Here is a 25,490-nt window from a genome sequence, read left to right as displayed (position 1 = left end):
GGCGAGTTTTCCTACCTGATCATGCAGGAACATTCTCCCATAGTGCTGCTTGGCGGCACTTTCGATCCCATACATTTCGGTCACTTGCGTACGGCGCTGGAACTACAGCAGCACTTCGGCGAGTCAGCCGAAGTGCGCCTGATTCCCTGTGGCGACCCGCGTCATCGCTCGGCTCCCAAGGCGTCCGGGGAACATCGTCTAGCCATGCTGCGGCTGGCGTTGGAAGGAGAACCAAGCTTGCGTATTGACGAAGTTGAGGTTCGCAGAACTGGCGCCAGCTATACGGTGGATACGCTGTTGGAGCTGCGTCAAGAGGTAGGTAATCTGCGGCCGTTGATATTTGTTATGGGGACTGACGCATTCGAGTCACTGCCAAAATGGCGAAGATGGCTGGAAATTATTCAATTAGCCCATATAATGGTGGTTAACAGACCGGGTTGGTCATTTTGTGAGCAAGGTGAATTGGGAGATTTTTTGCGTCAGCACTCCGCAGAGAGCAATAACGACCTGATACGCCAGCCTGCCGGAAAGGTTGGATTTATTACGCTTACCCAAATGGGAATTTCCAGTTCCAAGGTGCGTGAGCTGATCGGCTTGCGCCTATCCCCCCGTTTCTTACTACCGGATTCGGTGTGGCGATATATTCGCCAGCATCGTTTGTATGGCGCTGTGAATGCCTAGGGCGCTTTTCCTTAATTATTGCAACGCGACAGTTATTGGAAACCGCTTGCGGGCGGCGGGCGCCGCATTATTTAAATATTCTTTAACCCCCCCCTCTATGAGGCGTTATGGAGACTGAAAATCTGAAAGAGATAGTCATTAAAGCACTGGAAGATATCAAAGCAAAAGATATCTCCGTGCTGGATGTAAAAGACCGCACCAGCGTAACGGACTACATGGTTATCGCCAGCGGAACCTCAAATCGTCACGTTAAATCCATCGCGGATAACGTCATTGCTGAAGTCAAAGCCAACGGCGGTCGTCCGCTGGGCTCTGAAGGCGGCGCGGCGTCCGATTGGATCCTGGTGGATCTGGGCGATATCGTGGTTCATGTCATGCTGCCGTCGTCCCGGGAGTTTTATGATCTGGAGCGCTTCTGGCGCGATTCGCCAGTGGCGGAATCCATGTCGCATCACGTGTAATTCCGGCGATAAAGTATTTATTGACGATTAAAGAATTACAGTGCGGATAAAGCTAATCGCAGTGGGCGGTAAAATGCCTGGCTGGGTTGAGCAGGGTTATAACGAGTACGTTAAACGTATGCCTCGTGACATGCCCTTGCAGCTCATCGAAATACCCATGCCCAGGCGTCAAAAGAACGCGGACCCGCATAAGCTCAAGATCCAGGAAGGAGAGAGCATTTTGCAGTCACTGGGTTCCGGCGATCATGTCGTCGCATTGGAAGTCGAAGGCAAGTCATGGTCCACTCCCCAATTGTCGCAACAAATGGAGCGCTGGCGCATGTCCGGGCAGGATGTCGCTTTGCTGGTGGGAGGACCGGACGGGCTGAGCGATGCGTGTCGAGCGAGAGCGAATCAACAATGGTCGCTGTCGCCGTTGACGCTGCCGCATCCGTTGGTTCGAGTGCTGCTCGCGGAGCAGCTTTATCGAGCCTGGACCATATTGCAAGGACATCCTTACCACCGGGAATAATCAATATACCGGCGTCAGGCCTGATCAAGGCGGGGAGACCAAGCGGGCGGGCCGCACAGACGGCCCCGGCCCTGATTGAGGGCGGCTCCAAATTGAAGATTGACTGAGTCGTTTCCCGAATTAAAGGAGAAAAGGAGGTAAGTATGGGAATAATGGAAAGATAGTAAGTACCGTCCTCGGATAGATAGGACTAAGATAATAGCGCCTGCGTCCGCGACCAGAATAATATCTACCGGCGGAGCCTGACATAACCAGCAACTGACGGTATTGACCACAAAGAGCCATGGCTTCCCGAGAGCTGAAAGACCACTTCCGCGAGCAACGCATTTTTTTCCAACGGGCCATTTGGGCTGCACTGGGAGTGATCGCCTTGAGCCTTGCGCTGTTTGCGCGCTATTACTACCTGCAAATCAGCCAACACGAAGTCTACAAGACCCTTTCTGACCGTAACCGCATGCAGTTGCAATCCATCACGCCCACTCGTGGCTTGATCTATGATCGCAATGGCGTGTTGCTGGCGGATAATCAGCCTACGTTTTCCCTCACATTGGTGAAAGAAAGAACGCAAGATCTGGAAGCCACAATCGCGGAACTACAAGACATTCTTGAGATTACAGAAGATGACGTTGAGTCGTTTCGCAAGCGGATGGGGCAGCGTAGGCGTCCATACGAATCGGTGACATTGAAGTCAAGGCTGACGGAAGAGGAGATCGCTCGCATCGCCGTGAACCGACACCGACTTGCGGGCGTTGAAGTCGAGGCTGAGTTGATCCGCTACTATCCGCTGGGCGACACCCTGGCTCATGTGCTGGGATATGTCGGCCGCATCAGCGAGCGGGAGTTGAAGCAGGTCGACCCCGCCAATTACAGCGGCACGCAGTATTACGGCAAACTTGGCGTGGAGCGTCATTATGAAAGCCTGCTGCATGGCTCCGTTGGCTATCAGACAGTGGAAACTGACGCGCGGGGGCGGGTTTTAAGAGTTCTGGATCGTGCTGCGCCAACCCCTGGCTCCGATATTTCCTTGTACCTGGATGTCAATCTGCAGCGCGCCGCCATAGAGGCGCTGGATGGCAGACGGGGCGCGGTCGTGGCGATAGAGCCTTCCACCGGCGGGATACTTGCGCTGGTCAGTACGCCCAGTTTTGATCCCAACCTGTTTGTCACCGGCATCGACTCCGCGACCTATAAAGCATTGCAGGATTCACCTGACATTCCTCTTTTTAACCGCGCGCTGCGGGGGCAATATCCGCCCGGCTCCACCGTCAAACCGTTTCTGGGTCTGGCGGGATTGGATACGGAAACCATCAACGTTAATACCCGGATATGGGATCCGGGGTGGTATCAGCTTAAAAACGATGACCGCAAGTATCGCGATTGGAAGCGCTCCGGCCATGGCTGGGTGGATCTCAATGCCTCCATTGAGCAATCGTGTGACGTTTTCTTCTACGATATGGCTTTCCGTATGGGGGTCGATAACATGTACGCCTATATGGCGCAGTTCGGCTTCGGTGAGCAGACGGTTTACGACATCGACGAAGCTCAGGATGGCATCTTACCCTCACGAGAGTGGAAGCGCGCGGCGCGGCGACTTCCCTGGTTCCCGGGCGACTCCTTGAATATGGGCATCGGTCAGGGCTTCATGCTTTCCACCCCCATGCAGTTGGCCACCGCCACGGCGGTTCTGGCTAATCGAGGCAAGTGGGTGCGTCCTCGTTTGATCAAGACACTGAATGAAAGTGAAGTGACGGATATTGAATCGCCGCCTGACGTCACGCTCAAGCAGGAGTGGTATTGGAACTATGTGATCAAGGCGATGGAAGGCGTTATGCATGGGCGTCATGGCACAGCCCGCTCCAGCGGTAAGGACTCACCCTACAAAATGGCGGGAAAAACCGGGACGGCGCAGGTAATCGGCATCAAACAGAATGCCGTGTATGACGCGGAAGCCATCGCTGAACGTCATCGTGACCACGCTCTTTTTGTCGGCTTTGCGCCAGTGGATAACCCCAAAATCGCAGTGGCGGTATTGGTTGAAAACGGGGGCGGAGGCAGCGGTGCGGCTGCGCCGGTGGCGCGCAAAATGTTTGACGCCCATTTGGTTGGACCCGAACTGGAACCGGGGCGGATGCAGGCGGCTTCGCCCTGAACTAGATTTGTATTGATGCGCGGGCGAGCCCCGTTGCGACTATTACTATAAACATTCGTCCCGACCAGAGTCGGGTGACGCAGATCGATACTTGGGATATGAAAAGCAGCGATTTCGTAAGGCAGTTACCCGGCGGTGAGGCGCATTTCAGTCGCCCTCGCACGCTCGCCAGCGTTCTTCACATCGACGTTCCGCTATTCACTTTGCTGCTGATTCTGGTGTTTGGCGGCTTGTTCGTGCTTTACAGCGGCAGTGAGAAAAGTATGTCCGATGTGGCCAGGCAAGGCATTCACTTCGGCATCGCTTCCGCCTTGATGCTGGTGCTGGCGAGATTTGATCCGCAGGTGTTCAGGCGTTGGGCTCCGTGGGTGTTTTTCCTTGGTTTGGCCGGCCTGGTGGCGGTACTGGTGGTCGGCAGCGACGCCAAAGGCGCTCAACGCTGGCTGAAGATTCCAGGCGTCGGCGTACGGGTGCAGCCATCTGAATTCATGAAACTGGCGGTGCCGATGATGGTGGCCTGGTATCTGTCGGACCGTATCCTGCCTCCTTCCTTTAAGCATATTATCGGGACGCTGATCATTATCTTTGTGCCCGCCGCCTTGATCGCCAAACAGCCTGACTTGGGAACGGCCATTCTGATCGCCGCCTCCGGCGTCTTCGTGTTGTTATTCTCGGGGCTTGGGTTGCGGTGGATTCTCGGCTGTCTTGCTGGCGTTGCGGCGCTGGCGCCGGCGATGTGGTTTTTCGTCATGCACGACTATCAAAAGCAGCGGGTGTTAACGTTCCTTGACCCCGAATCGGACCCTCTGCGCACTGGCTGGAATATCATCCAGTCCAAAACTGCGATTGGTTCCGGCGGCTTTGGCGGCAAAGGTTGGCTGGAAGGCACCCAGTCTCATTTGGATTTCCTGCCGGAGAGCCATACGGACTTTATTATCGCTGTGCTGGCGGAAGAGTTCGGCTATATCGGCGTGGCCTGTATTCTTACCCTGTATATGATGATTATCGGTCGCGGGCTGTATATAGCGGCTAACGGCCAGGATACGTTTTCCCGTTTGCTGGCGGGATCGTTGATCATGACATTTTTCGTATATGTTTTCGTCAATATGGGCATGGTGAGCGGCATTCTGCCGGTGGTTGGCGTGCCTTTGCCATTGGTAAGCTATGGCGGTACCTCCGTGCTTACCCTGATGGCGTCCTTCGGCATACTGATGTCGATTCATACTCATAAGAAAATGCTGTCCAGATAAACTCACGAGGCAGTCCTGCGTGGCGGGGCCTTAGAGACGAAGGGGATTTATGCAATCTTGGAATGACATTCCGCAAACAATAAAAAAGTCTGCGCTAGCGTTGTTTGTATTCAGCGCGCTGGGAATAAGCGCTGTGAATGCGGCGGAGGAAAGCGTCGCCTATAAGTCTCACCCGGAAGCCAAAAAGTTTATCGCCAGTATGGCGACCAAGCACGGCTTTGATAAAGCGCAGCTGCAGCAGATTTTCGCGGGAACGGAGAAGAAACAGGATATTATCGACGCAATGAAGCGGCCTGCGGAAAAAGTGCTGGAATGGAAGGATTATCGCCGGATATTTCTCACCGACCAGCGCATTGCCGGCGGTAAGGAGTTCATGAAGGAGAACAAGGATGCGTTGATCCGGGCGGAAGCGGAATATGGCGTCCCCGCGCAGGTCATCACGGCGATTATTGGTGTGGAAACCCTGTACGGTCGACATAAGGGGCGCTATCGGGTCATTGACGCTTTATCCACGCTGGCGTTTGATTACCCTCCGCGCAGCAAGTTCTTTCGCAGCGAACTGGAGCATTATCTGTTACTCGGTCGGGAGCAGGGCTTTGATGTTATGAGCTTGACTGGCTCTTATGCGGGCGCAATGGGCTACGGTCAGTTCATACCTAGCAGTTACCGCAGCTATGCCGTTGATTTTAATGGCGATAAGATTGCTGATATTCTGACTGACAAAACGGATGCGATTGGCAGTGTGGCTAACTATCTGGCGCGGCATGGCTGGCGTCAGGGAGAAAGCGTTGCAATGCAGGTCGAGATGAAAGAGGCTCCGCCCGCAGCGCTACTGCCGAAGAAGCAGAAGCCTGCGCATAGCGTGGGTAAATTAAAAAAGGCGGGGGTGCCTGTCCCTGAATCATTGGATGATAAAGCTCGCGCCAGACTGATGGCGTTGGAAGCGGAAACCAGCAAGGAATATTGGCTGGGACTACAGAATTTTTATGTGATAACCCGCTATAACCACAGCGATTTATACGCTATGGCGGTGTTCCAACTCAGTGAGGCGATACGTAACGATGATTCGAGCGATACCGACGGGTCAGTGGAGGCGGCTGGGGGTTAACGCCCTGGCGCTACTATTGATCCTGCTGGCGGCGGGGTGCTCCACGACGCCGCCCTCCCGCTACCATATTCAGCACGACCGGGGACCAGACGGCGAGGTGGACTTGAGCCATCTGAAAGAGCCAACTCCCCGCAAAGAGCCGCGTAGTCGCGGCGGTAATAAGAGCCCTTATTCTGTTTGGGGTAAAACATATTATGTGATGAACTCCAGCGACGGCTATGTGGAAGAAGGCGTGGCCTCCTGGTATGGAACCAAATTTCACGGCTATAAGACGTCCAACGGCGAAACATACAACATGTATGACTACACCGCCGCTCATAAAAGTCTGCCTTTGCCCACCTATGTACGAGTCACCAATCTGGAAAATGGCCGTAGCGTGATCGTGCGGGTGAATGATCGCGGCCCGTTCCATGGCGGCAGGTTGATTGATTTATCGTACGCGGCGGCGAAAAAGCTGGGCTATGACAAAAAGGGGACCGCTCGTGTAAGGGTGGAAGTGGTGACGGAAGCCACGACGCCCGCCCAGGTGGCGCATGCGGCGACTTCCAAACCGGTTGTGACGGCGGCTCCGACGCCGGTTCCCGCACCCACTTCGGATGTCGCACAAGGATATTTTTTACAGGTGGGAGCGTTCAGTACGGAACTGGGGGCGATTAAAGTGCGTAACCACATCAGCTCACTGCTGGACGCGCCAGTGTTCGTTAGCAAACCGGATACAGACTCGATCTATCGGGTGAGAGTGGGGCCGTTCGTCAAAGAGGAGGAAGCGGCTCGTTTTTTGGATATCCTGCAGCGCGCGGCCTATCCGGAAACCATGCTGATCAAGCGGGCGCTGAATAATCCCAGCATTTGAACGGCGCGTTACGGGTTACCGCAAGTTAATGCGACAGAGTTTCAGTTCGGGGTGAATTAGCCCCGGCTTTCCGTTACTATTCAGCTGCAAAACCGCGACCTAATCACACACAAATCCAAGTAAAAGCCAGAGAACCAATCATGTCATTACCAAGGATGCGAGTTTATATTGCATTTTTCCTGTGCTGGGCCGTCGGCGCAGCCTGGGCGGACCAAGCTTCCCTGATACCCTCGGCGCCGCAAATCGCAGCCTCTTCGTACATCCTGATGGACGCCGAAAGCGGCGCCATTATCGTTGAGAAAAATTCTGAAGAACGCCTTCCCCCCGCCAGTTTGACCAAGATGATGACGTCCTACGTGCTGGATTACGAAGTTGACCAGGGCAATGTCAGCTTCAACGACGAAGCGCCGATCAGTGTCAAAGCCTGGAAAACCGGCGGCTCCAAAATGTTCGTGCGCGAAGGCACCAGCGTTCGTCTGGGCGATTTGCTCAAGGGCATTATCATTCAGTCCGGCAACGACGCCAGCGTCGCCGTCGCGGAGTTTCTCGCCGGCAGCGAAGACGCTTTTGCTTCCATGATGAACCAGCACGCGCAGCGTCTGGGCATGAGCAACACCAATTTCGCAAACGCCACTGGCCTGCCTTCGGAGAATCATTACTCCTCCGCACATGACTTGGCGAAGTTGGCGAAAGCGATTATCAACGACTTCCCTAATCAATATCCGCTTTATTCAGAAAAATACTTTACTTACAACAATATCCGCCAGCCTAACCGCAACCTGTTGTTGTGGCGCGACAAGTCCGTGGATGGACTTAAAACCGGCCATACGGAAGAAGCGGGCTATTGCCTGGTGTCTTCCGCCGTACGCGACGGCATGCGTCTGATCAGTGTGGTGATGGGCGCCAAGAGCGAGGAAGCCCGCGCTCGCGAGACGCTGAAGTTGTTGAACTATGGCTTCCGCTATTTTGAAACCCATAAGCTGTACTCAGCCGGGCAAAAACTGGTGGACAGCGATATATGGGCCGGCTCCGCCGACACCCTTCCATTGGGGTTGAGCAAGGAAATTGTAGTGACTATCCCGCGGGGTAAAAAAGACGCGCTGGAAGCCACTGTCGATATCGATAAGGTTATCAAGGCGCCAATCGAAGTGGGCGCGGAGCTGGGCAAGCTAACTGTCAAGCTGAATGGCGAATTACTGCTGGAAAAACCAGTGGTGGCTTTGGAAGCAGTTGAAGAGGCTGGCTTCTTCAAGCGTATCTGGCACGCTATCGTGCTGTTCTTTATGGGATTATTTGAATAAGCGCAAACGCCGGGACAAGGGCGAGCCAAAACGCCCTGTAAAAGCGTATAATAAGCAGACCTCTGGCCGCGTGGCGACCAGAGGTTTTGTTCATTTTTAACCCAGGCGGTTTGTCTTGGTTGCTGTTAAAGGTGCTCTCATGACCGATAGCCAAAAAGAGGCTCCCAAAATTGAATTTCCCTGCGACTATCCGTTGAAAGTCATCGGTGTGGCGGGGCCTGATTTTCAGGAAGTCGTGGCGACAATTGTGCGCGCCCATGCGCCTGAGTTCGATGCGTCTTCGATTGACGCGCTCGACAGCCGCAACGGTAAATATCTTTCATTGCGTTTTAGCATTCAGGCACAGAGCGAGGAGCATATTCGTCGCCTGTTTCTGGATCTGAAAGCGCACAGCGCCGTGCAAATGGTGTTGTAAGTCGTGACCCAGCAGGACTCTGTCGAGATGGAAACTGTGGCGTCGACGCAAGTTCAGACGTTGATAGTGCGGCGCTTTGGGCTGGTGTCCTATGAACCGGTCTGGCGGGCGATGCAGGATTTTACCCAGCAGCGCGACGCTGAAACCACGGACGAAGTCTGGCTATTGCAGCATGAGCCCGTGTTTACTCAGGGGCAGGCCGGCGATGCCGAGCATGTTCTGTTCCCGGGCGACATCCCGGTTGTGCAGGTGGATCGCGGCGGCCAGGTGACCTACCACGGTCCCGGCCAACTAATGGTGTATTTACTTTTGGATCTGCGGCGTCTCAAAATGGGCGCCCGAGATCTGGTGACAATGATCGAAAACACGCTGGTGGATACGCTGGCGGGATACGGTATCGAAGCCCATGCCCGCAAAGATGCGCCCGGCGTGTATGTGGGAGACGCCAAGATTGCGTCCCTGGGGTTAAGAATTCGACGCGGTTCCTCGTTCCATGGTCTGGCCTTGAATGTGGATATGGATCTGGAGCCCTTTTTGCGCATTAATCCCTGCGGCTATCAGGGGTTGCGGATGACGCAGATAAAAGAATTCGTACCGGATGTGAGCTGGGCATCAGTCGCCGATGCGTGGCTGAGCCAATTTGTCCGCGCAGCGGGCTTCCAATCAGTTGTAGAGCAGAGAGGGTTACCCGGAGATGAGTGAAACCAACGTACAAGGTTCTCTGGCTGAGGCGCCGAAAGCGGCGGTCAAGCGGGTGGAGCAGGGCGTCAAACTGCGCGGTTACGATAAAGTATCCCGCAATCCCGTTAAGATTATCGCCACTGACGCCGTGCCCAGAAAACCGGACTGGATACGGGTGCGCCTGTCCTCTTCCCCCAGCGTGGAAGCCATCAAGCAAAAGCTGCGCAAGCTGAATCTGCACTCTGTCTGCGAAGAAGCGTCCTGCCCCAACTTAAGCGAGTGTTTTAGTCACGGCACCGCCACCTTTATGATCATGGGCGATATCTGTACCCGCCGCTGTCCGTTCTGTGACGTGGCCCACGGTCGTCCCAACGCGCTTGACGAAAACGAGCCGACGCATCTGGCGCAGGCCATTGCTGAAATGAATCTGAAGTATGTGGTCATCACCTCGGTGGACCGCGACGACCTGCGTGATGGCGGCGCGGGACATTTCGCCAAGTGCATCAGCGAATCCCGTAAATACAGCCCCAACCTGAAAATTGAGGTTCTGGTGCCCGACTTCCGTGGTCGTATGGACGTGGCGCTGGATATTCTGCGCGAGTCGCCCCCTGACGTTTTCAACCATAACCTGGAGACGGTGCCTCGTTTGTACAAGCAGGCGCGTCCCGGCGCTGACTACGCATGGTCATTGCTGCTGCTGAAGCGTTTCAAAGAAGCGGCGCCGGATGTGCCGACCAAGTCCGGTCTGATGCTGGGTATTGGCGAAGAAATTGAAGAAGTTAAGCAGGTCATGAGAGATCTGCGCGCGCACAATACCGATATGCTGACCTTGGGCCAGTATCTGGCTCCTTCCAAAGACCACTTGCCCGTTGTGCGTTTCGTACATCCTGACGAGTTCAAGGAGCTGGCGGATTACGGATACGAAATCGGCTTCAAACAGGTGGCGAGCGGGCCGTTGGTGAGATCTTCCTATCACGCGGACAAGCAGGCCGCCGGCGAGACCATCTCCTGACGCGGAACTTTTAAAGGGAATATTGAATGCGGCATGAGTGATAAACCAGACGCCAAGAACAATGCCCGGGAGGTTGACCGTATCAAGACTGGAAGCTTTGAACGACGCCTCAGCCTGACGCGGGCTGGTTTGGTCGCGGGATCGCGGTTGGCGGGCAATATGGCCGCCAACCTGTTCAAGTCCCGTGAAAAACGTGAGGAAAGCCGTCGCGAAGCGCTGTCCCGTCAGGCTCAGTATCTGGTGGAGGAGCTGGGACAGCTTAAAGGCAGCGTTGTTAAAATCGGCCAGGTCATGGCGCTGTATGGCGAACACTTCCTGCCTGTGGAAGTGACCGAAGCTCTGCATACTCTGGAAGACCGCACGACAGCTCTGGGATGGAGCAAAATTCATCAAGTTCTGCTTCAGGAGCTAGGAGCGGATAAGCTCAAGGAGCTGGATGTCCTGCATGAGCCTATCGGCGCCGCTTCCCTGGGGCAGGTGCATCGGGCGCGCCGCAAGTCCGACGGCAGAGAGCTATGTCTGAAGATTCAGTACCCAGGCGTTGCGGAGGCGGTGGATTCTGACCTGGACTCCGTCGCCCGTCTGTTGAAAGTTGCGCGTATGGTGTCGTTCGGCCCTGACTTCGACGAGTGGCTGGAAGAAGTCCGCGCCATGATGCACCGGGAAGTGAATTACAGCCTTGAGCTGGAAACTACCCGCCGCTTCGGCGAGATGCTCAAAGACGACGATCGTTTCGTGGTTCCTGACGTTTTCCCCGAATATTCCACTTCCCATGTCATGGCGACATCCTATGAGCCGGGTCTGGGCGTCACCCATGCGCAGGTCCAGGAATTGTCCCTGGCGCGTCGTAACCATCTGGCGCAGGCGGCTTTGGAGTTATTCTTCCGCGAGCTGTTTGTATGGGGCGAGCTGCAGACCGATCCCAACTTCGGCAACTACCGTATTCGCCTTGGCGCTAATCCAGGCGAGCCGGACCGCATCGTGCTGCTGGATTTCGGCGCTGTGCAAAAATATCCGGATTCATTTATCCGTCCCGTATGCGACATGATCCGAGCCTCCTATGAGCGGGATCTGGAGCGAGTGATCGAGGGTGCGGTGAAACTGCGTTTCATGCGTCGCGACTGGCCGGCCAGCGTGCTGGATGAATTCGGTAAAGTCTGCATGGCGGTGCTGGAGCCCTTGGCTGCGGAGGCGGAGGATGTACCTGAATTCGCTCTGAATGCGGACAATGAATACTGCTGGCGGCGCAGCGACCTGCCGACCCGCATCGCCAAACGCGCCGCCAAATCGGCGATTAACCGTTACTTTCAGATTCCTCCGAAGGAGTTTGTCTTTCTTAATCGTAAGCTGGTTGGCGTTTACACATTTGTGTCAGTGCTGGATGCGGAATTCAACGGCAGCGCTATTTTGGAACGTTATCTCTATCCACAGACTGCCGTTCAGGGCGCATGAGCCTCCTGGCTTAACGCTGAAAAAAGGCCCCCGCGCCGTCCACCCTGAAAATAGAACGCGGGAGCCGGGAAGCGCATTACGCCGTCAGGCGCAAATGTTTAATGAAGTATGAATTAGCCGTGCTGACGAAGCCTTTGGCGCACAGTAAATCCGGATGCACGATGGGAATGGATTGACCGTCGCGGATAAAGCCGGAGATCAGCGCCTCCCGCCACAACGGACGCTCATTGGCGTCAAACGCCTCGAACTGATCGTCGGTGATCTCCACTTTCACTGGCGCGTTGCGGGTTTCCAGCGCGATATAACCGTTTTCCTGGTTGGCGGAGGCGCGCAACACCACTACGTTGACGTGTTCGTTGCTATTGCCGGGACGCAAACGAAACACCGGCACCACATGCCCCATCCACTCCACGACATGCGAACAGCTCGGCGCGGAGGTGGGCAAATCCTGCACCGCCACATCCTGCAGATATTCGCAAAGCGTATCGGCGACGAAGGCGATGCTCTGACGCTCGCCGGCGTCAGCTAACCAAACGAACATTTTGAAATTGGAATTGGGGGAGTTCATAGCGTAATGCCTTCTCAAAGTATTCGATCAGTTGATGGGCGCTGGTGTAACACTCCCAGCCGGTATTGTGGCGCAGAACGCCTTCGATCGGACTTGAGCCGACCATGAAGTCCGGTAGGCGGCGCGGTCGATGATTGGCGCGCAGTTTATAGATGGCGCGACAGGAAAGCGCCAGCGCCGGTTCGGCGCCGGATTCGGGGCTGCATATCAGGGCGGCGCGGGAATCGCCGCCCTGTAGCCCGGGCTGGGGAATGAACCCTTCGCGAAATCCGTAAACGGGATACAGTTCACCGTTAAAACGGATGCATGGAATGTGTTCTATATCCAGCACTTCTTCCTTTCCCGCCAGATAAAGAATGTCGCTGGCGGGCAGATACAAGGTCCTGCCCGCGACGACCAGTGAGTAATATGCGGTTAAGCTCGACTTTTCTCCAATCATGTCAGCAACTCCCTGATGGTATCCATGAGCTCGTTGTCGTTGTAGGGTTTCGTGGCGTAAGCCGTCACCCCGGCCTTATGGGCCAGACTACGATGTTTTTCGTGGCTGCGTGAGGTCAGCATAACCACAGGCATGTTGGCCCAGTCCTGCTGCTGACGCAGGTGTCGGGTCAACTCCAGTCCGTCCATGCGCGGCATCTCCATATCCACCAACAACAGGTTGGGGGTGATGTGCCGCAGTTTCTCGACGGCGTCGAGGCCATCGCTGGCGGTGACGACTTCAAAGCCGCAGTCCTGCAGCAGCTGCTTCAGGGTGCTGCGAACGCTGAGGGAGTCGTCCACCACCAGTATTTTAGGGGAATCAACCTGGCTCTCGGTGATGATGTGAGCGGTTTGATAAGCCTGTTTGGATTGATTCTGTTGCAACAGATCCGACAGGTTCAGCACCGGCACCAGCGAGCCGTCGCCCAGAATGGTCAAGCCGAAGACGCCGCGCAGACCGGGGATCAATTTACCCGGCGTCCGCACCACCAGCTGTTCGCCGGTGAGCAGCATGTCTACGGCGATGGCCACGGTGCGTTCGTTGAGTTCGGCGATCACCACTGGTTTGCCGGCGCCTTCCGGAGCGGGTTGCCCATACAGGCGCTGCGCCAGGTCGATATAAGGGTAAAGCTGACCGTCATATTCCAGATAGGGCTTGCCGGCCACCTCTTCCAGTTCGCCGGTGTGAGTCGGCAGAATCTGTTTCAGAACGGCGGTGGGCAGGGCGAAGCGTTGCGCGCCCACAAGCACCAGCAACATGTACTGGGTGATTTCCTTCACTGGCACCCGGATCAGCAGGCGGCAGCCGCCTTCGTCATCGAAGCTGAAGCGCACCGTGCCGCCGAGCAGCTCAACCTGGCTACGCACTGCGTCCATGCCAATGCCGCGGCCGGATAACTGAGTGGCTTTGTCCTTGGTGCTGAAGCCGGGGAGCCAAACCAGCTGCGCCAGGGATTGATTGTCCGGGCGTCCGCCGTCGGCGGGCAGCAGGCCGCGTTGCTTGGCTTTTTCGTAAATGCTGTCGAAGTCGAGGCCGCGGCCATCATCGCTGAGGCTGATCTCCAGGAAACGTCCATCCTGGCGGTAGTTCAGGGCGATCAGACCTTGTCCGGACTTGCCGGTGGCGAGACGACTTTGTTCATCTTCGATGCCGTGGTCGACGGCATTGCGCAACAGGTGCATCAGCGGGTCGGCCAGTTTCTCCACCAACTCCCGGTCCACCTGAATATCTTCGCCAACGATAACCAGATCCGCTAGTTTGCCGGCGGCGCGACAGGCTTGACGCACGCAGCGCTGCAGACGGCCGCTCAGAACCTGCGCCGCGACCCGTTGGCGCGACAGCAACTGGTGCTGCAAAGTGTCGATATGACGGTGCTGTTGTCGCATCAGCGCATCCATCATCGCCAGTTGGTCCTGTAGCTTCTGGTTCAACTCGCGTACGTCAGCGATGGCTTCGAACAGCTGGTGGGAGCAGCGATGCATGTCGTCATAGCGGTCCATCTCCAGCGGATCGAGATCCTGCGCATGTTCGCTGTCCGGGCGCAGTTTGCGCGCCATGCTGCGGCTGTCGATCAGGCCTTCCAGCTCCAGACGGGTTTCGTTCAAGCGGGTGTCGTGGCCTTTCAGATCAAAGCCAGTGAGCTGCACGCGCTTGTACAGCTCCTGCGCCTGTACGGTGTTGATGCTCATCTCTTCCGCTAACTGCAGCAACTGCTCCAGACCGGCGTTGTCCTGCGGCGCGGCAAACTGTTGCTGCGCGGGAGCGGCGGAGGCTTCTTCCTGTGCGGGGGCAGCCGGCGCGCGTTCCGCAGCGTTGTCGCGGGAGGGCAGCGCCACCACTTTGTCATCCGCCGGGGAGGCGTCGACTTCAGTGTCTGCATGGTGCTCCTGCATCGCCGCCCAGGCGGCTTCGGCTTTCTCTGGAGAGCGCCAGTGCACCAGTGCGTTGAGCAGAGGAAGGGCGTCTTCCGGCGGTTGATCCCGTCCCAGCAGGTGGTCGATCATGCTGCTGACGCAATCCGCGGCGCTGAGCAACATGTCTTTCATCTCTAGGCTCCACGCCGCCTTGCCGTCCGCCAGGGCTTCAAAGATCTCCTCCATGGCGTGGCTGATATTGGCGACGCCCTTGATGCCGATCAGGTTGGCGGCGCCTTTCAAGGTATGGCTGGCGCGTTGGGCCTGCTGCAGGAAGGCTTTCTTGTCAGACAGATCGCCATGCAGGGAGGACAGCGCATGGAACAGCGCATGAGTATGGTTGGGTGAATCCAGCAAAAACGCCTGGAATACTTCCTGGTTGGCTCCGTCAGATGGAACCAGGGAGATATCTTCAGGCGTTAATACGGCGTCTTCTGCTGTTTCCTCCATAAACTCGTCGTCGCTGAGCTGGAAGTCCACCAGATTTTCCAGAATAGCTTGCTGCGTCTCTTCGTCCAGACGCTCGCCCCAGGTGGCGTCGTCGATAAACTGCATCAGACACAGGCAGCTTTCTTCTGATGCGCCGCTTTGCAGGTATTCGTGAAGCAATACGGGCCACTGTTCCAGTAAGTCCGCCAGCTCCGGGTCCACCTGGTCAATGGACTGCAGGCGAATCGCCACCATATCGAACAGCAGTTGCAGGCCGGACAATCCCAGATAGGCGCAGGTTTCGCCCAGGGTTTGCAGCAGTTCGCAATAACAATGGCGGGCTTTGATGGAGTCCCGCATTTTTTCCGCCTGCTTGGCGAATTCCGGCAGCAGGGCGGCGGTTTCCTCCCACAGCGACGCCAGAATTTCCTGGTGAGATTCGGGAAGATCCGCGGGGGGAGTGAAGTCGGAGAGGTCGAATGTTATTTCCGGTTCCTCTTCCGTGACTTCCGCCACATCCATCGCCGGCAAGGTGACGCCGAGTTCTGCCGCAATGTCGACGAAATCTTCTTCATAGACTTCCGCGACCAGCTCGTCGGCGTTGTCCGTTTCGGTTTCCGTTACTTCCATCGCGGGGATAGTCTCGGCGGAAGCGTTTGTGTCCGCTACGGCGCCCTCTGGTTGTGATGCGTTATAGTCATTCCAACTTTCGGGGCCGGCGGCGTTTTGCTGCGCTTGCAGTGATAATTGTTCTTCCGCCAGGGGTTCCAGTCTGTGCAGCCAATCGATGATGGACCAGACCTTTTTCGCTTCAACCGGGAAATTCGGCATGGTTTCATTGCTTCGCGGATCTTTTGGGCCGTCGCTGGCGATATTCGCATACAGGCGTTGCAGGCGCGCCTGCAATTCCGGCATGGCCGCCATCTCCAAAGCGTCGTTGACGTTTTCCAGAGCGGCGAAGACTAATTCCGCATCGACGGTCCGTTGCGTCGCCGCCACATCCTCCAGTTCCGCAGTAAAGGTGCGAATGAGTTCGACGGTGGGTGAAACAGGGTCTTGCTTGTGCATAGACGGAATCCATCCTGGTTAGTGGTTGCGGGCGCTCCGGGGGAGCGCGCCAAACATCAGGTTTAAACAGCAACCTTTTCCCGGCGGCTGGCGCATCCTGCGATAACGCCAGCCGCAATCCTCCTGCCTTCTAGCTGGCCTGCTTGAGGCGTCCCGGCTCTTCTTTCGCCGGAGCGCCCGCGCTTGGAATCATCAGCTTGCTTGGCGTAGAGGCGCTGGTTTCCAGCGACTCGGTAGACAGCTCCGGTATCCGGATATTGGTGGATACGGAAGCCGGCAAGGTGAACAACTCCACCGTTTGTTGCAGAACGCCAGAGGCGGTGCGCAGTCTTTCTGTGTGCAGGGACTGGCGTTTCAGCTCCATGTCGGTGACGCGGGTGCTGGCTTCGATTTCGCCGGTTTGTTGACACACATTCTGGGTTTCTTTGGCCTGGGCCAGAGAGTTCTGCGCTATTTTTTCTACCGCTGTTACCAGCTCGCGAGTGGTCTTCTGGGTTTCCTGCATCTGAGAGCCGGCCTGGGTGGCGCGTTTGGAACCGTTGACCACCTGGGTGATACTGTTGTTCATGGTGTCCACCGCATCCGCCGTTTCGGTCTGGATATTGCGAATCAAGCTGCTGATCTGAGAGGTGGCGTTACGTGAGCTTTCCGCCAGACGCTGCACCTCGTCCGCAACCACCGCAAATCCGCGACCGGCTTCACCTGCCGCCGCCGCCTGCATACTGGCGTTCAAGGCCAGTACGTGAGTACGTTCCGCGATGCTGTTGATGATGTCGATGATGCCGCTGATTTCCAACGAACGTTCTGACAGACGCTTGATGCGTTTTTCCGTTTCGCTGATGGAGTCGCGGATTTCATCCATACTCTCGACCGTGTTTCCTACCGCCTCATAGGCTTTGTCGGTAGAAGAAGAGGCGCTTTGCGCGATCTGGTTACAGGACTGACACCACTTGGCGATTTGCGCCATGTGTTTGGCGACGCCATCCAGTTTCTGGATAGTCTGCTCGATCAGTTTCCGCTCTTGATCGGCGACGCCGACAACCTTGCGGGTCTGTTCATCCACCATGACGCTGGAGGCGCTGACCAGGTTACTGACGTAGCGGATTTTGCCCAAGGCTTCGGAGGTTTCCTTGGTGACCAGGTTCAAGGCGTCCGCAACCGGCCCAGTAATGTCTTCGCGTACGATCAGTTTGGTGGTGAGATCGCGGTCGCTGAGTTTGGAGGTGCCTTCCAGCAGCTCGATAACCGAGTTGTTGAGGACTTCGTTCTCTCTCTCGATGCGGATCAGTGTCGCCACTTTCTCGTTCAGCAGCTGGTCGAGGGCCTGGCCCAGCGTCACCAGCTCGTCGGTGCCAGTGAGCGCAGTACGGGCTTCGGAGTCGCCTTGTTTGACCTTGTCCACGGTTTCCGCGATGACGTTGACCGGACGCAGGATGGAGCGACGGATGTATTGCGACAGACCGATAGCGCCGCCCAAGCTCAGCAGAATGATGGCGGAACCGGCGATCAGGGCGATATTCAATACGCCTTCGGAGGTTTCAAACGCGATCTGCGCTTGTTGGGTTAACTGGTCTGCATAAGCCGTGGACGCGTCGTTGAAGGGCCCGATGAACTCAGACAAGTCGTTCAACAGGAACAGCTCCAAGTCGGCGCGGGACTGGTTGCCGCCCATGGCTTTGAACTGATCGAAGGCGGCGAATACGCCGGAGACGGTTCTCTGCATGTCGGCGAAGGCGGACTGCTGTTCGCCGGCCTGGGAACTGGTGGAGGCGCTTAAAGCCTGCCAGTCAGCTTCAAACTGTTTACGGGCCAACGCCAGTCTGGCGTCAGCGTCCGCCCAGGTGACGACACCGGTGTTCAGACTGTTGATGGTGTCCACCATGCCTTCCTGCAAGGTGTTGATCAAGTGCGTCAACCGTGATGTTTCGTTGACCTGATTATGCAGTTTCTCGGATGAGTTTCTGGCGTAAGTCAGGGCGAAGAAAGCCAGAGATCCGATGATCACCAGCGTTAACGCCATAACCAGCGTTTGCGACAGCAGTCGTTGTCCTACGCTGAGTTTGCTGAGAGAAAAAGTACGGTTCAATTTCATGATAATGCTCCTGCTTATCGAGCCTGTATAACCCGTTGCTTCATGCCATTCAGAACAATCTGGCCAGTTGCGAGCCTTCTATGGGGAGATAGGACTTGTTGTTGAAGTAAGTCATCGTCACCAAGTCCGATCCCTGATTGTCGCCGCGGAAGTCGAGAGCGACGCCGCCGATGTTGAACTCCGCGTTACGGGTGGCGCGCACAAAGCTTTCCCGGGTCAGGTCGCCTTTTATGCTTTGCATGATGGCCACGAACATCTTGCCGACGATATAGCCTTCCAGACTTACCACGTTCAGGCGTTCGCCGAGCGCTGATCTGGCTTCTTTTACGATAGGCAGGTCGGATTCCAGGTCAGGCACCACTTGGGTCAGAATGACTTTGTCCGTCACGCCGAAGCGGTCCAGGGTGTCGCGCAGGTTTTCCGCGCCGGTGAAGGATACCGCGCTGATCAGCCAGTCTTCGCCACGCTGTTTGGAATAGGCGGCGAAGCGGCCAATCGCGTTGTAAGTGCCAACTGTAACCACCAGGCGGCAGCGGCTGTTGCTGGCTTTTTCCCATTCTTTCAGTGATTCGAAACCGGCGCGGGAAGTCAGGGTGTTGCGTTGATAAACGCCGACAGGGCCGATGCCGTTGCGCTCAGGCGAGTCGCCGGATTTGGCCAGGATAGTGTCCAGCTTTTCCACGATGTCGCGGGAACGCACGTTGTTTTGCAGCGCCAGTTTGATGCCTTCCACTCCCGCCATGCCATAGGCGTCGTTCTGCACGTACGCGCAGATTTCGGAGGCTTGCAGACCCGCGCGGAAACCTTGTTCGATGACCTTGGCGGTTTCCTGCACATAGCTGGCGCGGAAGTTGATGACGTCGCCAACGCCGGGACGCAGCAGACCTGCGCCGGTAAAGAAGCCGACGGCGGGCACTTTGTTATCGGCGAGGATTGGCAGCGCCACCTGTGCGGTCGGGGTGCCGACATTGCCGATCATGGCGAACACGCCGTCCCGGATCAGACGGTTGATCTGCTCAACGGTCAGGTCTGGGGTGTATGAATCGTTGAGGGTGACGTATTCAAGCCGTCTGCCTTTGATGCTGACGCCTTCGAACGCCGCGAGCACGCCGTCGCGCATGTTCAGGCCCAGACCGCGGGACTGACCCTCCAGGTCCAGTACGCCGCCGACGACAATGCGATCTCCATAGACGCCGGGTGATTGTGCGGCGACAAGTTGGCTCAGGGCCAGACCGAATAAGAGTGAGATGGTCTTTCTCATGTTATCCTCCCATGGGACTCCTTTTAATAACGCTTCCGAAGTGGGTTTTGGGGCGTAGCCCACCCTCTCCGGTCCTGACTTTCCCGGAAATTCCGTTTAAGCAACCAGGGTTTAGCCTGCGCCTTGAGGGGCGGATGTTTACTGCTATCGCTGACAGGCTTGTCTATCGGGGTAAGGCTTAACTCGTGCTCAGCATATCGGTCAGCCTCCTTTTGAATGTTTCCAGATTCCATTCACACCAAATGCCGTTCTGTCTGTAGACCGCATTGACGCAGGCCATCAGAGCGTTGGAAAGGGGCGGCGGCTGAGTCATGCGCTCGTCCGCCGTCATCATCAGCTTGTTGGGAAAACGACGCACTTTAATGGCGAAGGATTCCTGCCCCTGATCGAAATACAGCAGGTAAGAGGGGCTGGTCCGCTGCACGACTTTACGTTGCTGCGCGATGGCTTCAGCGTCTTCGCGCAGGCCGAAAAATATCTCCAGGTCGACAACCGGCGTTACCTGGCTGCGGACATTTACGAAGCCGCTTAACCACTTGGGAGCGTAAGGGACCGGGCAGATTTCCGGGGACTCCAGCAGCTCCTTGTAGCAGTCCTCGCGAATCAGCAGGCCCAGGTTGCCCTGATCAGCCGTTTCCGCGTCGACTTCCTTGACGGCCAGCCGCAGGGCGAACCATGCGGTGGCCTGATTTTCGCGGACTTCCTCCCGGGTTTCCGCGTTAATTTGCCGGAGCAGGGCGAAGGCTTCGGAAGGCCGCAGTATTCGCTTGCTCTCTACCGGGATTGACACGCTGTTCATGGCGTCTCACCTCGTCCCTGAATCGGCTTCAGGCGTAGCTGTGGAGTTGACTTAGAATTTCTTCGTTCTTGTAAGGCTTGGACACCAGCGCCTTGGCGCCTTGCTTGGCCGCCCAGATGTGGTCCACCTTCTGGTTTTTACTGGAGACGAACACCACCGGAATTTTGGACAGCTCCGGGTCCTGGGCGATTTCCCGACAGGTGCTGAATCCATCCATGTCGCCCATGATGATGTCCATCAGAATCAGGCTGGGCTTTTCTTTGCGCGCCTTGCTGATGGCTTCTTCGCCGGAACGGGCGGTCACCGTTTGATAGGCGGCGCCGGAGACGATCTGCTCCAGATGTTTCAGATCGGTTTCGCTGTCATCGACGATAAGTACTTTCTTGTTCATAGGTTATCTCCCTAGAGCTGCTAATTGTGGAAATATGAGCGTTTCCGTTTTGGTTGCGCCGAGATAGCGGCGTACGACTTCCGCCAGTTCCCGGTCTTCCGGGGGCTTGGTGATATAACCGTCGCACCCGGACATTTTTGCTTTGACGCGGTTTAACGTGGATGATTTGCTGGTCAGCATCACCACTTTGGTTTTCACTTGTTGCTTGATTGAGCGGCAAGCCTGATAACCATCCATGCCAGGCATCATCACATCCATGAACACCAGGTCGTAGCGGCAGTCGCGCACCTTCAGCAGCGCTTCTTCTCCGCTTTCCGCCACATCCACGCCGGCTTCGAAATCCAGGATTTCGTGCAACTTCTGTTTCATGAAGGTGCGCACCGGCAAGTTGTCGTCGACAACGAGAATGTTCTTTACGTGGGTCTTCGCTTCTTGTTGGTCCGATTGCGTGGCCTGCTGCAATGCCTCGCGCAGGCGACGAAAAATCAGGGGACGGGTCAGATGGATCGCGCCATCGTCGACAGGCTGTTTGCTGCGACTGATGACGATGGTTTTCTCGAAGTGGGTAGCCGCCTTCATTCTTTGCCAAAGGCTGCGGCTTTCTGGCTTATCGACATCCACCAGTAGTATCTGACCTTCCATGGTTCCGGGCTCACTGGCCAGCTGGAAGTTTCCAAACCATGTTTCGTCCAGATGAGACAGATTTCGAAGCAGGACCAAGTCTTTCTCCATTAGCCCCACATGCGAAATAATAATCTTGTCCATGAAACCCTCTCCTCGACCTTGCGGTCTTTCCTTTGGGTCTGATTACGAAACGACTAAGTGAACTGCTTCGATGTGATTAAAAACTAATCACTGTTGCCTGGATTATTGGAATGAATGTTAAATTTGTCAAAAACATGCTCGTAAACAATAGTAATAAACGTCGATAAATTGACGTTCTAGTTCGCGGTTCCCATTGCGTGATGTAATTGGAGAGGGAAAATTGTTACGAATAGTGAAAGCGTGTCCGTATTCACGTATGCAGCTAAGCGTTTGATTTTGCTTCAGTCGAGAAGGTAAAGAAAAACGGCGGGTGAGAAATCGCCCAAATTCGCCGTACATTGCGGTGAAAAACTTTGCAAAATTAAATACAGGATTTCGCCCGAAAATGAGGTTTGGAAGAGGGCTTTTAGCGTTCGCCGGGAACAAGCGAGCGACGCCGAGAAGCGAAAATGAATCTCGGAAAAGCCTTATCTCTGGGGAGAAAAATGGGAGAAGGCGCATGAAAAAGGGGACCCAGAGTCCCCTTATCGGTTTATCAACCTCAGCGCGAATTAGTGAATCGCGCTCTTGGCCAGTTGCCCGATATCAGTATGGTGCAGCATCTTGGAGAAGCCCTCAGTCGCGCTGGCGGGACCAAACGCTACAACAGGCACAGGCGTGCTGGTGTGAGTGCCGGTGGCCCAGACGATGTTCTGGCTTTCGGCCATGGCGCGACCCAACAGGTCATGGCGCACTTCCTGGCCGTACACGTAGAACGACTTGAAGTCATTCACTTTCGGGAACATCTTGGCGCTCAGGTAGTCGTGGCCGTCTACCTGAAAGTAGTTAGGCTCTTGCTCCAGAACCGCCTTGGCCTGCTCCAGGGTGATAGGGAAGGCGTTGTTGGCGTTCACCAGTTTCATGAGTGCTTCTGGGGACTGTTTGTCGCCGTCGTACTGAGCGAACAGATCCGGGAAGCTCATTTTTTGCTGGTACAGCTTGCTCAAAGTCTCGAATGAACCAAAGTTGAAGTTAGGCGCGTAGGCCGCCTCTTTGAACGCTTCGCCGTTCAGCGGTTCGCCTTCGGGGATGTCGGAGCGTGAATAGCTGAAGCCGAAGCCGCCGGTTTCATGGTCGGCGGTGATGATGACCAATGTGTCCTGACGGTTCTTCACCCATTCGTAAACGTAGTTGATGGTTTCGTCGAACTTGAGCATCTCATGCAGCATGGTGCCCGCGTCGTTGTCGTGGCCCGCCCAGTCGATCTGGCCGCCTTCGATCATCAGGAAGAATCCCTTTTCGTTGCGGGACAGAATGTCCAGCGCCTTCATGGTCATTTCTTTCAGAGTCGGTTCGGTGCGCTTGGGATCGTCTTTGCTGTGAGTGTAACGGATGCCGTTCATCATGCCGGAGTAGTTGAACAGGCCCAACAGCTTATCGCCCTTGGCGGCGTCCAGCTGATGGCGGTTGAACGCCAGCTGATATCCCATGGAGTCGGCTTCCGCCAGCAGGTTTTTGTCGTCCTTACGCTTGGACTTCAATTGCACGGCGCCTTCGGTTTGCTTCTCCAACTGGTGATACAGGTCGCCTTTGTCGTTCACGGACTTGGGCAGCCAGTGACGCAGACCGCCGGATAGCATGACGTCCACCTGATTGGCCAGCATGTCCTCCGCGATCTGGTTCTCCATGGAGCGATGCGCACGGTGAGCGGCGAAAGACGCGGGAGTGGCGTGAGTCAGACGGGTGTCGGACACCAGGCCGGTGGATTTACCCATGCGCTTGGCTTTCTCCAGTACGGTCTCAACGTGGTCGCCTACTTTATCCACGCCAATGACCTCGGAAGGCGCAGGCTCGCCAGTGGCCAATTGCGTGGCGGAACAGGCGGAGTCGACAACCAGATTGTAAGCGGGAGTGTGGCGGGACAGACCCAGAACGCCGGCGTCCATGAACTTCTGCATGCCGGTGAGCTGACCGCGGTAAATGGAGTCCGGCGCATTGACGGCGTATTCGTGCAACAATCCGATCTGCTGCGGCCCCATGCCGTCGCCGATCATCATGATCACGTTTTTAACTTCCGGTTCGTTGGCGGTGGTTTTCTTGTCCATGGTGGACTGACATCCCGCCATCAAGGCCGAAATTGCTGCTGCGCTGGCCAATAATTTCCAAGAATGTATTCTTCTTAGCATAGACTTCCTTATTGCATAGTCGATTGATGTGATAATGGAGCTTGCGCCCCTTTAGTCAGGCGTTTTTGTTGTTATCGCCCAATTCTTTTGATCCGGTCACAGCATACCCGCATCGGGGTGACATTATCCCTGTCGACCCGAATGCGAGTTGATCGGGGTCTTTTATTTCAGATACTTGGCCGTCAGTGCGCTCATGTATTCAGGGTCGTCCCGCAGACGCGAAATCTCTTTCCAGATGGCGGTCTGTTCCGCAGTAGTGAGGGGAGAGCCTTTGGCGAAAGTAAGATGGTAGGATTTACTGCTGAGGGGGTTGAGGTCGGATTTCAGCTTGGTTTTGTATTCCGCCTGCCGCATCAGGTGCTGGTAAACTTCCGGGGTGGTGATCACCGAACCGCTTCCCAGCTTGGCCAGCTTTTCGATGTTGCGCAGTTCCCCGGTCTGGCTTTCGTATATGCGCCGGTTGGATTCCCGCAGCGTGCTGACGATGGAGTAACCGCGGGCCACGCGCACCGGTTCCGGCAGCGTATTGAGGTCGCCCTTGAATTCGTATTTGGCGTCGCTGGAGACCACTACAATATATTCCACTTGCGCCACCCGTGAGGCGGAGCGTTGCGCGGTAGCGGCGTCGGCGGGATAGTTCATGAACTCCGCGCGCTCTTTTTTGTAGGAGGCGGTAACGACGCCGTGCACCAGGTTGCCGCGGGCGGAATCCAGGCATTCCTGCCACAGCATGGGTTTGAATTCGACTTTATAGCCCAGGCTGTCGGCGGCTTTTTTCACGATGTCCACATGCATGCCTGCGGCTTCGCCTTGTTCGTCTACGTAGGTGAACGGATACCAGTAGTTGTTGTCGCTACAGAAGACGATATCTGTTTGCGCGGCGGCGAGATTGGAAACGAAGAGAGTAGTAAGAAAAAGCGCCAGCGCTCTGAAGGCATTGTATGTCGACATATGTTTTCCTTATGGGAAAGTGAATACAGATTGTGTCTTAGCAGGCTCTGTTTTTAGATCGGGTTATTATTCTGCACATACGCTGATTTTATTATTTATTTCGACATGTTAGCTGATGTAAGTCTAATGGCAAGGGCTTGTTGGGGATAAGTTACACAGTGTTACCTTGAATGAAATGCGAGGGATAAGCGTTAGATTTTCGCCACGGGGGCGACAGGGCGCTTCCGGTTGAGGACGTCGCGGGAATACGCCTGGTTGCGGGAGTTTTGAAAAGCGTCGGTAAAGTCGCGAGAATAACGGGCTTGTCTGACATTCTATTTTGGGATTTCGCGATAAATGAAACTCACCGCCATTCATCATGCCGCCATTATTTGTTCGGACTATAGGGCGTCAAAACGTTTTTATACGGAGGTGCTGGGGTTGAAAATCCTGGCTGAGAACTTCCGTGCGCAACGAAATTCATACAAATTAGATCTGCAGTTGCCGGACGGCTCTCAGGTAGAACTGTTTTCCTTTCCCGATGCGCCGCCCCGACCCAGTTATCCGGAAGCGCGCGGTTTGCGGCATCTGGCTTTTGTCACGCCATCGGTGGAGGAAGCCAAGGCTTATCTGGAGTCCCAGGGCGTGGCGGTGGAGGATATCCGGGTGGATGAATATACCGGTAAGCGTTTCACTTTCTTCGCCGATCCCGATGATTTGCCGCTGGAATTATATGAAGCCTGAGTGTGTGGGG

General features: G+C 55.8%; 23 protein-coding genes. 13 read left to right on the top strand and 10 right to left on the bottom strand.

Going from position 1 to position 25,490, the window contains the following annotated elements:
• The first annotated feature begins 21 nt into the window (after positions 1–21).
• The 12 genes from nadD to HCH_RS26165 all read left to right on the top strand — a co-directional run bounded on the left by nadD (position 22) and on the right by HCH_RS26165 (position 11,874).
• Positions 22–681 (top strand): nicotinate-nucleotide adenylyltransferase, encoded by a 660-nt coding sequence (gene nadD / locus HCH_RS26220; protein WP_011399555.1) that lies wholly within the window; start codon positions 22–24, stop codon positions 679–681.
• Positions 682–788: 107 nt separating this feature from the next.
• On the top strand, positions 789–1,142 hold the full coding sequence (gene rsfS, locus HCH_RS26215; protein ID WP_011399554.1) for a ribosome silencing factor: 354 nt from the start codon (positions 789–791) through the stop codon (positions 1,140–1,142).
• A gap of 40 nt (positions 1,143–1,182) precedes the next feature.
• Positions 1,183–1,653 (top strand): 23S rRNA (pseudouridine(1915)-N(3))-methyltransferase RlmH, encoded by a 471-nt coding sequence (gene rlmH / locus HCH_RS26210; RefSeq protein WP_041598945.1) that lies wholly within the window; start codon positions 1,183–1,185, stop codon positions 1,651–1,653.
• Positions 1,654–1,936: 283 nt separating this feature from the next.
• Entirely contained in the window at positions 1,937–3,802 is a 1,866-nt protein-coding gene (gene mrdA / locus HCH_RS26205; RefSeq protein ID WP_011399552.1) for a penicillin-binding protein 2, read from the top strand.
• Positions 3,803–3,900: 98 nt separating this feature from the next.
• A complete protein-coding gene (gene rodA / locus HCH_RS26200; RefSeq protein ID WP_011399551.1) occupies positions 3,901–5,052 on the top strand; it encodes a rod shape-determining protein RodA in 1,152 nt (383 codons plus the stop codon).
• A 49-nt stretch (positions 5,053–5,101) separates the two neighbouring features.
• Entirely contained in the window at positions 5,102–6,160 is a 1,059-nt protein-coding gene (gene mltB, locus HCH_RS26195; RefSeq protein WP_011399550.1) for a lytic murein transglycosylase B, read from the top strand.
• Positions 6,114–7,013: a septal ring lytic transglycosylase RlpA family protein gene (locus HCH_RS26190; RefSeq protein WP_011399549.1), complete on the top strand. Its 900-nt coding sequence runs from the start codon at positions 6,114–6,116 to the stop codon at positions 7,011–7,013. The genes mltB and HCH_RS26190 overlap by 47 nt, the downstream gene beginning before the upstream one ends.
• A gap of 140 nt (positions 7,014–7,153) precedes the next feature.
• Positions 7,154–8,314, top strand: a complete 1,161-nt coding sequence (locus tag HCH_RS26185) for a D-alanyl-D-alanine carboxypeptidase family protein (protein ID WP_011399548.1) — start codon at positions 7,154–7,156, stop codon at positions 8,312–8,314.
• A 139-nt stretch (positions 8,315–8,453) separates the two neighbouring features.
• Positions 8,454–8,729 (top strand): HP0495 family protein, encoded by a 276-nt coding sequence (locus HCH_RS26180; protein WP_011399547.1) that lies wholly within the window; start codon positions 8,454–8,456, stop codon positions 8,727–8,729.
• Between the two features lie 27 nt (positions 8,730–8,756).
• On the top strand, positions 8,757–9,431 hold the full coding sequence (lipB, locus tag HCH_RS26175) for a lipoyl(octanoyl) transferase LipB (protein ID WP_011399546.1): 675 nt from the start codon (positions 8,757–8,759) through the stop codon (positions 9,429–9,431).
• The gene (gene lipA / locus HCH_RS26170; RefSeq protein ID WP_011399545.1) at positions 9,424–10,422 is read left to right on the top strand and encodes a lipoyl synthase; all 999 of its coding nucleotides are present in this window, start codon (positions 9,424–9,426) and stop codon (positions 10,420–10,422) included. The genes lipB and lipA overlap by 8 nt, the downstream gene beginning before the upstream one ends.
• Positions 10,423–10,455: 33 nt before the next feature.
• Complete coding sequence (locus HCH_RS26165) at positions 10,456–11,874, top strand: ABC1 kinase family protein (RefSeq protein WP_011399544.1); 1,419 nt, start codon at positions 10,456–10,458, stop codon at positions 11,872–11,874.
• Positions 11,875–11,950: 76 nt separating this feature from the next.
• Here HCH_RS26165 and HCH_RS26160 read toward each other — a convergent pair whose 3' ends face one another.
• From HCH_RS26160 to HCH_RS26115, 10 genes are all read right to left on the bottom strand, one after another.
• A complete protein-coding gene (locus HCH_RS26160; protein ID WP_011399543.1) occupies positions 11,951–12,442 on the bottom strand; it encodes a chemotaxis protein CheW in 492 nt (163 codons plus the stop codon).
• Positions 12,396–12,881, bottom strand: a complete 486-nt coding sequence (locus tag HCH_RS26155; protein ID WP_011399542.1) for a hypothetical protein — start codon at positions 12,879–12,881, stop codon at positions 12,396–12,398. The genes HCH_RS26160 and HCH_RS26155 overlap by 47 nt, the downstream gene beginning before the upstream one ends.
• On the bottom strand, positions 12,878–16,333 hold the full coding sequence (locus tag HCH_RS26150) for a hybrid sensor histidine kinase/response regulator (protein WP_011399541.1): 3,456 nt from the start codon (positions 16,331–16,333) through the stop codon (positions 12,878–12,880). Before HCH_RS26150 ends, HCH_RS26155 begins: the two co-directional genes overlap by 4 nt.
• Before the next feature lie 130 nt (positions 16,334–16,463).
• Positions 16,464–18,425 (bottom strand): methyl-accepting chemotaxis protein, encoded by a 1,962-nt coding sequence (locus HCH_RS26145; RefSeq protein ID WP_011399540.1) that lies wholly within the window; start codon positions 18,423–18,425, stop codon positions 16,464–16,466.
• A 49-nt stretch (positions 18,426–18,474) separates the two neighbouring features.
• A complete protein-coding gene (locus tag HCH_RS26140; RefSeq protein WP_011399539.1) occupies positions 18,475–19,686 on the bottom strand; it encodes an ABC transporter substrate-binding protein in 1,212 nt (403 codons plus the stop codon).
• Positions 19,687–19,864: 178 nt separating this feature from the next.
• Positions 19,865–20,485 (bottom strand): chemotaxis protein CheW, encoded by a 621-nt coding sequence (locus HCH_RS26135; RefSeq protein WP_011399538.1) that lies wholly within the window; start codon positions 20,483–20,485, stop codon positions 19,865–19,867.
• Positions 20,486–20,513: 28 nt separating this feature from the next.
• Positions 20,514–20,876: a response regulator gene (locus HCH_RS26130; RefSeq protein WP_011399537.1), complete on the bottom strand. Its 363-nt coding sequence runs from the start codon at positions 20,874–20,876 to the stop codon at positions 20,514–20,516.
• A 3-nt stretch (positions 20,877–20,879) separates the two neighbouring features.
• Positions 20,880–21,641 carry a response regulator gene (locus HCH_RS26125; RefSeq protein ID WP_011399536.1) on the bottom strand — a complete coding sequence of 254 codons (762 nt, stop codon included), beginning with the start codon at positions 21,639–21,641 and terminating at the stop codon, positions 20,880–20,882.
• 551 nt (positions 21,642–22,192) lie between these two features.
• Positions 22,193–23,806, bottom strand: a complete 1,614-nt coding sequence (locus HCH_RS26120) for an alkaline phosphatase (RefSeq protein ID WP_011399535.1) — start codon at positions 23,804–23,806, stop codon at positions 22,193–22,195.
• A gap of 162 nt (positions 23,807–23,968) precedes the next feature.
• The gene (locus tag HCH_RS26115; protein ID WP_011399534.1) at positions 23,969–24,757 is read right to left on the bottom strand and encodes a substrate-binding periplasmic protein; all 789 of its coding nucleotides are present in this window, start codon (positions 24,755–24,757) and stop codon (positions 23,969–23,971) included.
• Positions 24,758–25,093: 336 nt separating this feature from the next.
• On the opposite strand from HCH_RS26115, the gene HCH_RS26110 reads away from it, so the two are divergent.
• Positions 25,094–25,480: an SMU1112c/YaeR family gloxylase I-like metalloprotein gene (locus tag HCH_RS26110; RefSeq protein ID WP_011399533.1), complete on the top strand. Its 387-nt coding sequence runs from the start codon at positions 25,094–25,096 to the stop codon at positions 25,478–25,480.
• Positions 25,481–25,490 lie beyond the last annotated feature (10 nt).

It is taken from the genome of Hahella chejuensis KCTC 2396, assembly GCF_000012985.1.
Classification (GTDB): Bacteria; Pseudomonadota; Gammaproteobacteria; order Pseudomonadales; family Oleiphilaceae; genus Hahella; species Hahella chejuensis.
This window is presented reverse-complemented; position numbering and strand designations above follow the sequence as displayed.